18 protein-coding genes are annotated in these 12,354 nt (G+C 63.8%); 4 read left to right on the forward strand and 14 right to left on the reverse strand.

From position 1 onward, the window contains the following. Positions 1-65 precede the first annotated feature (65 nt). From tatC to argB, 13 genes are all read right to left on the reverse strand, one after another. Complete coding sequence (tatC, locus tag OU995_RS26045; RefSeq protein WP_267833066.1) at positions 66-875, reverse strand: twin-arginine translocase subunit TatC; 810 nt, start codon at positions 873-875, stop codon at positions 66-68. Next, positions 872-1,354, reverse strand: a complete 483-nt coding sequence (tatB, locus tag OU995_RS26050; RefSeq protein WP_267833067.1) for a Sec-independent protein translocase protein TatB — start codon at positions 1,352-1,354, stop codon at positions 872-874. The genes tatC and tatB overlap by 4 nt, the downstream gene beginning before the upstream one ends. Before the next feature lie 8 nt (positions 1,355-1,362). Beyond that, on the reverse strand, positions 1,363-1,599 hold the full coding sequence (tatA, locus tag OU995_RS26055) for a Sec-independent protein translocase subunit TatA (protein WP_267833068.1): 237 nt from the start codon (positions 1,597-1,599) through the stop codon (positions 1,363-1,365). Positions 1,600-1,734: 135 nt separating this feature from the next. Beyond that, the gene (locus OU995_RS26060) at positions 1,735-2,082 is read right to left on the reverse strand and encodes a histidine triad nucleotide-binding protein (protein WP_267833069.1); all 348 of its coding nucleotides are present in this window, start codon (positions 2,080-2,082) and stop codon (positions 1,735-1,737) included. A gap of 7 nt (positions 2,083-2,089) precedes the next feature. Further along, positions 2,090-2,446: a DUF4870 family protein gene (locus OU995_RS26065; RefSeq protein ID WP_267833070.1), complete on the reverse strand. Its 357-nt coding sequence runs from the start codon at positions 2,444-2,446 to the stop codon at positions 2,090-2,092. Between the two features lie 46 nt (positions 2,447-2,492). Beyond that, positions 2,493-2,903 carry a phosphoribosyl-ATP diphosphatase gene (locus OU995_RS26070; RefSeq protein WP_267833071.1) on the reverse strand — a complete coding sequence of 137 codons (411 nt, stop codon included), beginning with the start codon at positions 2,901-2,903 and terminating at the stop codon, positions 2,493-2,495. A 3-nt stretch (positions 2,904-2,906) separates the two neighbouring features. Beyond that, a complete protein-coding gene (gene hisI / locus OU995_RS26075; protein WP_267836390.1) occupies positions 2,907-3,299 on the reverse strand; it encodes a phosphoribosyl-AMP cyclohydrolase in 393 nt (130 codons plus the stop codon). Positions 3,300-3,315: 16 nt separating this feature from the next. Then, the gene (locus OU995_RS26080) at positions 3,316-3,813 is read right to left on the reverse strand and encodes an NUDIX domain-containing protein (RefSeq protein ID WP_267833072.1); all 498 of its coding nucleotides are present in this window, start codon (positions 3,811-3,813) and stop codon (positions 3,316-3,318) included. Further along, positions 3,806-4,840: an ATP-binding protein gene (locus tag OU995_RS26085; protein ID WP_267833073.1), complete on the reverse strand. Its 1,035-nt coding sequence runs from the start codon at positions 4,838-4,840 to the stop codon at positions 3,806-3,808. The genes OU995_RS26080 and OU995_RS26085 overlap by 8 nt, the downstream gene beginning before the upstream one ends. Positions 4,841-4,850: 10 nt before the next feature. Beyond that, positions 4,851-5,489 (reverse strand): nucleoid occlusion factor SlmA, encoded by a 639-nt coding sequence (gene slmA, locus OU995_RS26090; protein WP_267833074.1) that lies wholly within the window; start codon positions 5,487-5,489, stop codon positions 4,851-4,853. A gap of 77 nt (positions 5,490-5,566) precedes the next feature. Then, complete coding sequence (locus OU995_RS26095; RefSeq protein WP_267833075.1) at positions 5,567-6,253, reverse strand: response regulator; 687 nt, start codon at positions 6,251-6,253, stop codon at positions 5,567-5,569. 182 nt (positions 6,254-6,435) lie between these two features. After that, positions 6,436-7,167: a pyrimidine 5'-nucleotidase gene (locus OU995_RS26100; protein ID WP_267833076.1), complete on the reverse strand. Its 732-nt coding sequence runs from the start codon at positions 7,165-7,167 to the stop codon at positions 6,436-6,438. Between the two features lie 367 nt (positions 7,168-7,534). Beyond that, positions 7,535-8,485: an acetylglutamate kinase gene (argB, locus tag OU995_RS26105; RefSeq protein ID WP_267833077.1), complete on the reverse strand. Its 951-nt coding sequence runs from the start codon at positions 8,483-8,485 to the stop codon at positions 7,535-7,537. Between the two features lie 94 nt (positions 8,486-8,579). On the opposite strand from argB, the gene OU995_RS26110 reads away from it, so the two are divergent. Genes OU995_RS26110 through OU995_RS26120 form a run of 3 tightly spaced genes read left to right on the forward strand, consistent with a single transcriptional unit; the run spans position 8,580 to position 10,332 of the window. Continuing rightward, the gene (locus tag OU995_RS26110; protein WP_267833078.1) at positions 8,580-9,503 is read left to right on the forward strand and encodes a cation diffusion facilitator family transporter; all 924 of its coding nucleotides are present in this window, start codon (positions 8,580-8,582) and stop codon (positions 9,501-9,503) included. Further along, on the forward strand, positions 9,500-9,937 hold the full coding sequence (dtd, locus tag OU995_RS26115) for a D-aminoacyl-tRNA deacylase (protein WP_267833079.1): 438 nt from the start codon (positions 9,500-9,502) through the stop codon (positions 9,935-9,937). The genes OU995_RS26110 and dtd overlap by 4 nt, the downstream gene beginning before the upstream one ends. Before the next feature lie 11 nt (positions 9,938-9,948). Then, on the forward strand, positions 9,949-10,332 hold the full coding sequence (locus OU995_RS26120) for a VOC family protein (protein ID WP_267833080.1): 384 nt from the start codon (positions 9,949-9,951) through the stop codon (positions 10,330-10,332). A 34-nt stretch (positions 10,333-10,366) separates the two neighbouring features. Here OU995_RS26120 and OU995_RS26125 read toward each other — a convergent pair whose 3' ends face one another. Continuing rightward, positions 10,367-11,332, reverse strand: a complete 966-nt coding sequence (locus OU995_RS26125) for a tripartite tricarboxylate transporter substrate-binding protein (protein ID WP_267833081.1) — start codon at positions 11,330-11,332, stop codon at positions 10,367-10,369. A 152-nt stretch (positions 11,333-11,484) separates the two neighbouring features. On the opposite strand from OU995_RS26125, the gene OU995_RS26130 reads away from it, so the two are divergent. Then, positions 11,485-12,321, forward strand: coding sequence for a hypothetical protein (locus OU995_RS26130; protein ID WP_267833082.1), 837 nt, complete (start codon positions 11,485-11,487; stop codon positions 12,319-12,321). Positions 12,322-12,354 lie beyond the last annotated feature (33 nt).

Here is a 12,354-nt window from a genome sequence, read left to right on the forward strand (position 1 = left end):
CCGGATGAACAGGCGCTGAAAGACCGCCGCCCACTGTTGCAGTGAGCAGCGGGAGCAGCAGGAGGTCAGGTGCTCGGGCCTTGGCCGTTTTCAGCCGGGTCCGCATCCGGCGCGCGGCTGTAGCGCACAAAGGCGTTGGATGCCCAGATGCCCACTTCGTAGAGGATGCACATCGGGATGGCCAGGGCCAGTTGCGAAACGATGTCCGGCGGCGTGATCACGGCGGCAATCACAAAGGCGATCACGATGAAATACCCGCGGAACTGCTTGAGCTGGTCCACCGTCACCAACCCCATCCGCGACAGCACCACCACCACCACCGGCACTTCAAACGCTGCACCGAAGGCGATGAACATGTTCATCACAAAGCCCAGATAGGCCTCGATGTCCGGCGCGGCGGTGATGCTCTTGGGCGCAAAGCTCTGAATGAAGGTGAACACCTTGGCGAACACCACGAAGTAGCAGAACGCCACGCCTGCAAAAAACAGCAAGGTGCTCGAAACCACCAGAGGCATCACCAGGCGTTTTTCATGCGAGTACAGCCCTGGCGCCACAAAGGACCAGACCTGATACAGCACCACCGGCAAAGCCACCAGGAAGGCGGCCAGCAGCGTGATCTTCAGCGGCACCAGGAACGGTGACAACACGTTGGTGGCGATCATCGAGCTGCCTTGCGGCAGGTTCGACACCAGCGGCACCGCCAGCAGGTCGAACAACCCGCCGGGGCCGGGATAGAGGCAGAGCACACCAAAGGCCAGGCCCACGGCCAGCAGCGCGCGGATCAACCGGTCGCGCAGCTCCATGAGGTGGGAGACAAAAGGCTGTTCGGTACCGGCCAGTTCGTCTTTGGAGGCGTCGTCTTGGGGGCTGCTCATGAAGCTCGGCGTGGAGGACGGAAGCGGGCCACACGAGCCGCGCCGGATTGGGTGTGCCGGCGCACACCATGCCGCTGCTTGTACCAGAGCGGCGTGGCGCCCCGTTTGAGCCGCCAGTTCTTGCCGGGATGGCTGTAGACCGGCGCGGGCGCTTCATAGGCCATGGCCGACTCGTTCGAGCCGCCATCCACCGCCAGGTCGGACCAGGTGGAGTGAAGGGCCTGCTGGGCCGAGTCCACTTCCTGCCGAACCGTGTTTTCCACGTCGTTCACCGCCGTCTGGAACTGGTTCTTCATCTTCTGAAGCTCTTCCAGTTCGATCGAACGGTTGACCTCGGCCTTCACGTCGGACACATAACGCTGAGCCTTGCCCAGCAGATGGCCCACGGTACGGGCCACCCGGGGCAGACGCTCCGGGCCGAGCACGACCAGCGCAACACCGCCGATCAGCATCAGCTTGTCAAAGCCGAAATCGATCATGCGGACGCTCAGCTGCGGTGCTTGGCGTCAACGTCCACCGTGTTGGGATCGGTGGCCTTGTTGGCGTTGGCCACTTGCTGCGGCGGCGTCTCGGTGCTGCCGGTGCCGCCATCACGCATGCCGTCCTTGAAACCCTTGACCGCCGCGCCCAGGTCACCGCCCACATTGCGCAGCTTCTTGGTGCCGAACACCGCGATGACGACCACCAGCACAATCAGCCAGTGCCAGATGCTCATACTACCCATGACATTCTCCTGAGTGGATTACCAAATTCTAGTGGGCCTGCGTGACACGAACACGTTGTGCCAGCACCTACCCCTTCCCGCATGAGCAACTTATGCCCCGACAGAGGGAGTCTGCAGCCCAGATGAGGCCGAATTTCAGCCTTTCAACCAGGGGCGCGGACCGCCGATGGCGTGCATGTGCAGGTGGAAGACCTCCTGGCCGCCATCCGAACCGGTGTTGACGATCGTGCGGAATCCGTTGGTCACGCCCAATTCCTTCATCAACCGGGGCACCAGCACCGTCATGCGGCCCATCAGCCCGGCATGTTCGGGTTGCAGGTCGGCCATGCTGGTGATGTGCAGCTTGGGGATCAGCAGCACATGGACCGGGGCCCAGGGGTGGATGTCGTGAAAGACCAGCAGTTCGTCGTCTTCATAGACCTTCTTCGACGGGATCTGGCCCGCGACGATCTTGCAGAAAATGCAGTGGGGATCGTGGCTCATGATGTGTTCAAACCGGCATCGGCTTGTTGTCGTTCCAGTTCAGGATGCCCTTGACGAGGCGGTAGATCACCCAGATGACATCAATGGCCATGGTGACCACCCCCACCCCGATCAGCATGAGAGGCACACTCAGGGCGCCCCACAGCAGGCTCCACCAGAAGGTGCGGATCTGCCAGGTGAAGTGGCTGGCATAGATCGTGCCCTCGGTCTCTTCGCGCTTGATGTAATTCACGATGATGGCAACAACGCTGGTGATGACCGTCATGAAACCCAGCGCCTGGAGGATGTAGACGATCAACGTCAACTGCTTGAGGCTTTCCAGCTTTTCGGCCGGCAAGGCATTCAGGCTCAGGTTCTCATTCATCGCACGCTCCCTTTGTTGACACTGTCAGCGTTGAAACACCGGGGAATCAGCCGCCCTGCCCTGGCGGCTGAAAGGATGGGGCTGTTGGTGGGGATGTCTGTGGGGAGGTGGGCATCCTTGACCGCGCCGCAAACTCCTCCAGACCGGACAGTCCTTCGCGGCGTGCCAGTTCGGCCAGCACCAGGCCCGGCTCCACCTTCAGTGCGGCCAGGGCCACGATGGAGTGAAACCACAGGTCCGCCACTTCATACACCAGCTTCTGGGGGTCACCATCCTTGGCGGCCAGCACCACTTCGGTGGCTTCTTCCCCCACCTTTTTCAGGATGTGGTCCAGGCCCTTGGCAAACAGCTTGGCCACATAGCTCTTGTCCGGCTCACCCTCATCGCGGCGCTGGGCCACCACGGCACCGAGGTGGGCCAGCACGTCAGCGCCGGTCAGGTCCTGCTTGGCATCCATGGTTCAACTCTTGTAGATCTGGGCCGGGTCCTTCAGGACCGGCTCCACAGGGGTCCAGCGGCCCTGGTCCAGGCGCTGGAAAAAGCAGCTGTGCCGGCCGGTATGGCAGGCGATGCCCGGTTCATGGCCCCGCTGGGTGATGGTGAGCAGCAGCACGTCGTTGTCGCAGTCCATGCGGATGCTGTGGACCTGCTGCACATGGCCGGATTCTTCACCCTTGTGCCAGAGCTTCTGGCGCGAACGGCTCCAGTAGACCGCTTCACCCAGCTCGGCGGTGCGGGCCACGGCCTCGCGATTCATCCACGCAAACATCAGCACGTCGCCGGAGCCTTGCTCCTGCGCGATGACCGGCACCAGGCCGTCGGCGTCCCACTTGATCTGATCGAGCCATTCCATGCCGTCAGTGTAGTCGTCAGCCGACATGGGTGGGCCCGGTGTGGGCGCGTTCCTCGGCAAACCAGCGCAGCACCGGGATCGTGCCGGGCAGCACCGGCTGCACCTGCACCGGCAGGCGCTGCCAGGCCATGGCCTGCTGCTCGCGCATTTCGAACTCGCCGTCCCATTGGTAGACCTTGCAGAAATGCAGACGCACCCGCGCATGGGGGTAGTCCATCATTTCCACCTTCCAGGGGTGTGCGTCGCCGATGGTGATGCCCAGTTCTTCCTGCAATTCGCGGCGCAGGGCCTGCGCCACGGTCTCGCCCTGCTCCAGCTTGCCGCCCGGGAATTCCCAGTAGCCCGCATAGACCTTGCCGTCCGGGCGGGAGGTCAGCAGGAAGTCCTCTTCCTGGCCATCCGGGCCGCGGCGCACCAGCACACCGACGGCAACGTCCACCGGGACGCGGTCGGCCGGCCAGGGGGAAGATGCACCGGTCTGGGGGGTGGAGGTCGTCTTGCGGGTGTCAGACATGATCCAGGCCCTGCGGTCCTTCCGGCTCGGCCACAGCGACAGAAGAGGCCGAACCACCAGGGCCTCCACCAGCGCCTGCACCAGCGCCTGCACCGGGGCCAGCCCCGGAAGAAGCTGCCGTGCCAGAGGCCGGCGATGGGAAGGACTCATCCACCCCGCCCCGCCCTGCCAGATCACGCGCAAATTGATAGGCCACCCGGCCAGACCGCGAGCCACGCTCCAGGGCCCACACGAGGGACGGCTGGCGGGCGGCTTCGATCTGGGCGGCGGTTAGCCCGAAATGGCTCAGCCACTGGGCCACGATGGCCAGATATTCCTGTTGGCTGAAGCTGTAAAAGCTGATCCACAGGCCAAAGCGTTCGGACAGGGAGATTTTTTCTTCCACCGCTTCGCCGGGATGGACTTCCACAAGGCCGTCCCGCTCGGCATGGGTGTAGGCAAGGTTGTCCTTCATCTGCTCGGGCAGCAGATGGCGGCGGTTGCTGGTGGCGTAGATCAGCAGATTGTCGGTGGCGGCGGCGACGGAGCCGTCCAGCATCGACTTCAGCGCCTTGTAACCGGCTTCACCCTCATCAAAGCTGAGGTCGTCGCAGAAGATCACAAAGCGTTCGGGGCGGTCGGCCACCAGGTCGGCCAGCTCGGGCAGATCGACCAGGTCGGTCTTGTCCACCTCGATCAGCCGCAGGCCCTGGCCGGCAAATTCATTCAGGCAGGCCTTGATCAGCGAGCTCTTGCCGGTGCCACGGGCGCCGGTCAGCAGCACGTTGTTGGCGGGCTGGCCGGCCACGAATTGACGGGTATTGCGCAGCAGGCGTTCTTTCTGCGCTTCCACTTCCTTCAGGTCGGCCAGGCGGATGGCGGAGAGGTGCCGCACCGGCTCCAGCCGGGCGCTGGCCCCCCGCTTGCGGTAGCGGAAGGCCACGGCGGCGGACCAGTCCGGCGCTGTCAGCGGTTGCGGCAGTACCGCTTCCAGGCGGCTCAGCAGCGCGTCGGCGCGCTGCAGCAGGGCATCAAGGGCATCGGACATTGAACAGGGGTCAGGACAGCATCCGCATCGCGGCGTCCAGCTGCTCGGTGGGCAGGCGCTTGAAGCCTGAGCGCGCATAACGCTGCAGCCGTCCGATGATGAAGCTCACCAGGACGGACGCCTGCGACTGGGCTTCCACCGTCGGCGTGCTGGAACCGGAGGCCTCGGCGGCGGAGCGCAGGGCCTGACGCAATGCGGATTCGACCTTGTCGAAGAATTGATTCATCCGGGCGACCAGACGCTCGTTTTCGTAGACCAGCGCGTCACCCACCATCACCCGGGCCATGCCGGGGTTGCGTTCACCAAATTGCAGCAGCACGGCCACGATGCGCTGGGCCTGGGCCAGGCCCGACGACTCGCGTTCGGCGATCTGATTGAGCAGCGAGAAGATGCTGGATTCGATGAACTCGATCAGCCCTTCGAACATCTGGGCTTTGCTGGCGAAATGGCGATACAGCGCGGCTTCGCTCACCTCCAGGCGTGCGGCCAGGGCAGCGGTGGTCACCCGCTCGGCGCCTGGTTGTTCCAGCATGCTGGCCAGGGTCTGGAGGATCTGCACGCGACGTTCGCCGGGCTTCAGGCGCTTGCGCGGCAGCTCGGCGTTTTTGTTTGCGGCAGGATCCGTGGTGTCTGGGGGGCTGGTGTGCATAGGCGAGGCCACAACGTGTGTGTGGATTCTGGCACATGCTTTGCCCTCGCCCGGCGAGGTCCTGCCCAGGGACCGATTCAGTCGCGCAGCCAGCCCAGGCGTCGGGCCTCGTAAATCGCCTCCACCTTCGATCGCACCTGCAGTTTGCGGTAGGTGCGTTTCACGTACGTCATGATGGTGTGCGGCGACACATTCATGAACTGCGCGATCTCATCGAAGGTAAAGCCCTTGGCGGCGAGATGCAGCACGCGCGACTCCTGCTCGGAGAGGGCTACCACTTGCTCGTCCACCAGCGGCATCGAGGCCGAATCGGTGAAGCCGCGGGAGCCGTGGCCGTTCTGGGGGGCCAGACGCAAGAGCAGGCGGCGCGCGATCACCGGGCTGATGGGGCTGCCGCCGGCGCGCAAGGAGCGTAGCTGGCCGGGCAGATCGAGGGCGAGTGAATCCTTGAGCAGATAGCCCGTGGCGCCGGCCTCGATGCTGGACAGCACATGCTGCTCGTCCCCGAACACCGAGATGACCATCACCTCGCACTCGGGGGCCACATGGGCGGCATGGCGGATCAACTCGATGCCGCTACCGCCGGGCAGGTCGAGATCGACCAGCAGCACATCGGGCCGGGTCTGGTCGAACATTTTCCGGCCTTGCGGCAGGTCGGTGGCCATACCGACCAGACGAATGTCGGGCGCTTTTTCAAGCGCATGGGCGAACCCTTCGCGAAAGCGAAGCTGGTCCTCGACGATCAACACGCTGAACAGTGACATGCATTCCCTCACGGCTTAGAGGCCGTCCCAGCACATTCTGTGTGGCAGCACAACACACCCGCAATCCCCAGCTTGGAGTGGGGTGACCAAAGACAGGTCGGACATGGCTGCCGGTAGAAATGACTGGGCCTCGCTCAAGCTGGGCACCAGGGCAAGGGGCGGACCTGACGCGTTTCAATTTGTCAGCGCTTGCGTGTTTTCCTCCCCCTCGAATCCGGGGAGGTGGGCGAGGTGGGCGAGGTGGGCGAGGTGGGCGAGGTGGGCCAGGCGGTGAGTTGACGCAGATGGGTCACCCGTCGATCGACGAAGGCGGGCCGATGCTGGACATGGGAGGGTGTAAAGCCGCGCATCCACACGGTGGACATCCCGAGGCTGCGAGCGGCCTTGAGGTTGTGGGGGCTGTCCTCCACGAGGATGCACTGGGAGGGTTGGGCCTTCAGGCGGGCGCACACATGGCGAAACATGCGGACATCGGGTTTGGGCCGCCAGTGCCCGAAGATCTTCATCTGCTCGACGGTCACCACCGCATCGAACACATGCTGCAGATCCAGGGCTTTTAGCACGCGCTGGGCGTAATGGCGAGGCGCATTGGTCAACAGCACTTTGCGCCCTTGAAGGCGGCGCAGCCAGGCGATGTCTGGCGAGGAGGCTCTGAGCACGCGCTCAAGCTGGGGCAACGCGTGGGTTTCATGGAGAAAGTGGGAGGCCACGACCTGATGGTGGCGCACCAACCCGAGCAGGGTAGCGCCATACCTCAGCCAGTACTTCCGGCGCAATTCCTGTGCCTGCTGCGCAGACACGCCGAGATGGCGCACGATATAGGCATTCATGGCCACCCCGAGCTCCGCAAAGATCCCGCCGGACGCATGGTGCAGCGTATCGTCCAGATCAAACAACCAGACCCGCCCCCTCATCCCACCTCCCTCTCACCCCGCCCCTCTTAATGCCCGGCGCAGCCGGGCCCTATCCAGCCGGACTGCGGGGATCCGGCTTTGCCGGGCCCCCAGTCGCCCCTGGGGGGCCGCCGCAGGCGGTAGGGGGGGCCGATCCAGCCGGCCCCCCTCCAGCCGGGTCCTATCCAGCCGGGCCCTATCCAGCCGGACTGCGGGGATCCGGCTTTGCCGGGCCCCCAGTCGCCCCCTGGGGGCCGCCGCAGGCGGTAGGGGGGCCGATCCAGCCGGGCCCCCTCCAGCCGGGCCCTATCCAGCCGGACTGCGGGGATCCGGCTTTGCCGGGCCCCCAGTCGCCCCCTGGGGGGCCGCCGCAGGCGGTAGGGGGGGGCTAATGAGATCGAATCATGGTCCCATACGCCTGCTCGGAGAGGATCTCCAGCAACATCGCATGCGGCACCCGTCCGTCGATGATGTGCACCGCCTTCACGCCGCTGCGAGCGGCATCCAGCGCCGACGCGATCTTCGGCAGCATCCCTCCGGACAGCGTGCCGTCGGCAAACAGCTCGTCGATCTCGCGCGCCGACAGATCGGTCAGCAGATTGCCGGCCTTGTCCAGCACCCCAGGCGTATTGGTCAGCAGCACCAGCTTCTCCGCCTTCAGCACCTCCGCCAGCTTGCCGGCCACCACATCGGCATTGATGTTGTAGCTCTCGTTGCTTTCGCCGAAGCCGATGGGGCTGATCACCGGGATGAACTGATCGTCCTGCAGGGCTTTCACCACGCTCGGGTCGATGGACACGATATCGCCCACCTGGCCCACATCGTGTTCCTTGGCGGGGTCGTCCTTGTCCACCATCTTCAGCTTCTTGGCGCGGATCATGCCGCCATCGCGGCCAGTCAGGCCCACGGCCTTGCCGCCGGCGACGTTGATCAGGCCGACGATGTCCTGCTGCACCTCACCGGCCAGCACCCATTCGACCACGCTCATGGTCTCTTCATCGGTGACACGCATGCCCTGGATGAAGTGGCCCTTTTTGCCCAACTTGTTGAGCGCATCCTCGATCTGCGGGCCGCCGCCATGCACCACCACCGGGTTCAGGCCGACCAGCTTCAGCAGCACCACATCCTCGGCGAAATCCTGCTGCAGGGCCGGGTCGGTCATGGCGTTGCCGCCGTACTTGATCACGATCGTCTTGCCGTGATATTTGCGGATGTAAGGCAAGGCCTGGGACAGCAACTCCGCCTTGTCCCGCGGCGGGATGTGGCTGAGGTCACCTGGCGCGTGGGCAGATGCTTGGGCGGCGGCGGGAGCTGCAGGCGCTGAGGGGTCTTGCTTCATGATGCGGTCCGGCTGGGGGGTGAGGACTGAGGACTGAGGACTGAGGGCTGAGGAAAAAACTCGGCGGCATTGTAGGACCGGCAAAATGCCGTCCATGCAAGTACAGCACTATATGAAACTCTCGGTGCTGGTCGCCCTGGTGACCATCACCCTGAAGATGGCGGCCTGGCACTGGACCGGGTCGGTGAGTTTGCTCTCGGATGCCATGGAATCGCTGGTCAACCTGGCGGGAGCGCTGTTCGGCCTGGGCATGGTGACGATTGCGCGGCGCCCCCCGGACGAGGACCACCCTTTTGGCCACCACAAGGCCGAGTATTTCTCCAGCGCCTTCGAAGGCGCGCTCATTCTGGTGGCGGCGTTGGGCATTGCCTGGACGGCGGTGGAACGCTTGCGTGCGCCCCAGCCGCTGCAGGGCCTGGATGTGGGCGTGGCGCTCTCGCTCATCAGTACCCTCATCAACGGTGTGCTGGCCTGGGCGATGCTCAAGGCCTCGCGTGAGCACCGCTCGATTGCGCTGGAGGCGGATGCCCGCCACCTCTTCACCGATGTCTGGACCTCCGTGGGGGTGGTGATCGGCCTCATCGGCGTGAGCATCACCGGCTGGAACTGGCTGGACCCCTTGCTGGCGCTGCTGGTGGCGCTCAACATTTTGCGCGAAGCGGTGCACCTCATGTGGCGGTCCACGGGGGGCCTGATGGACCAGGCGCTCTCGGGCGAAGACCAGCAGGCCATCCATGCGGTGCTGACGCGTTTCACGGGCCCGGACCTGCATTTTGACCACGTGGCCACCCGCATGGCGGGCCAGCGGCGGTATGTGGATCTTCATTTGCATGTGCCGGCGCCCTGGACCCTGGGCCGGGCGGCGGCTTTGCGGGGGGAGGTGGAGCAGGCCCTGATGCAGGCGCTGCCAGGCCTGCGCGCCAGCATTCAACTCCTGCCCGTGAATGTGGAAACCCGTTTTGACGAGCTTGAACGCACCCCTGCCTCTCCTGTGAATACCTCGGAAAACACCCCATGATGGCGCTCCTCCAACGTGTCCGCCGCGCCCGTGTCGACGTCGCAGACCGCTGTACCGGCGAGATCGGTCCGGGATTTCTTCTGCTGCTTTGCGCCGAACCTCACGACACGGAAGCCTCGGCCGAGAAGCTCATCCAGAAGGTGCTCAAGCTCCGCGTCTTCAGTGACGACGCGGGCAAGATGAACCGCAGCCTGCAGGACACTGCGGGTGGGCTGCTCATCGTTTCCCAGTTCACGCTGGCGGCGGACACTTCCAGCGGCAACCGTCCCAGCTTCACGGGTGCGGCTCCGGCGGCGCTGGGTCGGCAGTTGTATGACCATGCAGTGGCCTACGCACGCCAACAGCACCCCACGGTGGCCACCGGGGAATTTGGGGCGGACATGCAGGTCAGCCTGGTCAACGACGGCCCTGTCACCATTCCTATTCGTCTTTGAAAGAGAACGTCATGATCAGCTACGTCACGCTCGGCAGCAACGACCGGACCAAGGCCAAGTCCTTCTTTGATGCGGCGCTTGCGCCCCTGGGCCTGCAGGCGGCTTATGCCGATGATGAAATGGTGGGTTATGGCCCGGCGGGGGGGCCCTCCCAGCTCTGGATCGTGGAACCGTTGGATGGTCTCGATGCGCATCCGGGCAACGGCAACATGCTGGCGCTGGCGGCATCCACCCGGGGTCAGGTGGATCAGGTGCATGCGGCGGCGCTGGCGGCGGGTGGCCGGGACGAAGGCCGCCCGGGCCTACGGGAGCAGTATGGTCCGCACTTCTACGCTGCGTACTTCCGCGATCTGGACGGCCACAAGATTGCCGTCATCTGCCGCAGCCCGGAATGAAAAAAGCCCGCCTTTCGGCGGGCTCTCAGAACGCTCAATCCGCATACTGGCCGGCGGCCTTGATCACCGGACTCCACTTGTTGATCTCGGCTTCCACAAACTTCTTGTGCTCTGCCGGATTCACCCGTCCGTCCGTCACGATCACAGCCCCCAGCGCTTCCTCGCGCTTGTGGAAATCGGCGTCCTTCAAGGCCGCCTTCAAGGCCGTATTGATTTTCTCCAGCACCGGCTTCGGCGTACCCTTCGGCGCGTAGAGCCCGTGCCAGATCGTCACATTGAAGTTCTTCAGACCGGCCTCTTCCAGCGTCGGCAGCTTCGCCAGGCCGCCACCCAGACGCTTGGGTGTGGTCACCGCAAAGGCTTTCACCTTGCCGCTCTCGATCTGGCTGGTGGTGTTGGTGGTCTGGTCGCACATGATGTCCACCTGCCCCCCAATCAGATCGGTCATGGCCGGGCCGGTGCCCTTGTAAGGGACGGTGGTCATGTCGGTCTTCAAGGTGCTCTGATAGAGCAGACCGCATAGATGCGATGCAGACCCCAGCCCTGCATTGGCCAGATTGATCTTGCCCTTGTTGCCATCAATCCATTTGGTCAGTTCTGCATAAGTATTGGCCGGCAGCGTCGGGCGCGAAATGATGGTCATCGGCACTTCATTGATCAGCCCGAGATATTCGAAATCGTCCAGCGTCTTGTATTGCAGGTTGCGATAGAGCGAGGGCGACGTGGCCATGCCGATGTGATGCAGCAGCAGCGTATAACCATCCGGGGAGGCCTTGGACACCTTGGTGGCGCCCAGCGTACCGCCAGCTCCGCCGACGTTCTCGATCACGATGGTGGCGTTCAGCGGCTTGCGCAGCGCCTCGGCCAGATCGCGGGCCACCTTGTCGGTCGGGCCGCCGGCGGAGAACGGGACGACGATGGTCACCGGCTTGTCGGGGTAGTCGGCCCAGGCGGCGCCTACGCTCAACGCCGCAACGCAGGCGAGCAAAGTCTTCTTCATGGTTGTCTTCCATCAGGAGTGGTGTTGTGAAGAGGATGCTAAAGAATGAACCCCTGGTGCGACTAGCGGAAACTACGTAAGGGAACTATTGCGCATGGTGACCCCCACCCAGGGGCTCCATCCCCTCAGGCGCGCTGCTGCGTCCAGCCATCATGATTCCCTCCCAGATTCACGCGAGCTCTGCCTCGGCTTCGGCCTCAGCGGGTGCAACCCACTCGAATCCTTCCCTGAACGCTGCCTTGTCGAGAGAGGTGCTCCAGCAGGTTCAGGAGAATCAGCACCTTGCCGAGGCCCTGATCAATCATTTGATGTCCAATGATCCCGCTGTAGAGAAACTGGAGGACGTGCGCCAGCAATACGTGGATTTATGTATCGCGGTTCGTGACAACGTCCACCATTTTCCGGAGACAACCGGTCAGGTTTCAGCACCGGGAAACCAGGCCCGGATGAGAGAGACGGCACTGCAGCTTCCCTTGTGTGAGAGCAATCGTCATGCAGCCGTGAGCGACAAGAGCGACCTCGATCGCGTCATGAAGCATATGGCGCAGTGCACGCAGATGGCATTGGCCGACGTGATGCAGCCATTGCGGGAGGTCAACAACGCCATCAAAACCGGATTGCCACAGGAGATACACGCGCCCATCACCAGCAGCCTCGATTGCATGTTCCAGAATCAGGCATCCATGCTGGAATCACCCACGCTAAAAGACTTGCCCGCCAGCAACATCCGGAATGTCGCGGAACGCATGCTCAAGACGGCCGAGGACGTCAGGGACATGGTGCAGACCGTCAAGACGTATGAGCAGACACTGTTCAGCACATCGCGCTCTGTCGTGTTCTACAGCAGGTTCGGGCACCTGAAGCGACAGGCTTACCAGTTTGCTGCGCTGGGCGACCGGAAAAGCTTCGATGCGGAGATCCAGAAGATCCGCGATCTGATCAACAAGCTTGGCGTCTCGGAGGCGACCTCCACCGACTCGTCGGTCTGAGGCTGCGGGCGCACGGGCTGCAGCCCGGTCGGA

The sequence above is a fragment of the Roseateles sp. SL47 genome, from assembly GCF_026625885.1.
Classification (GTDB): Bacteria; Pseudomonadota; Gammaproteobacteria; order Burkholderiales; family Burkholderiaceae_C; genus Roseateles.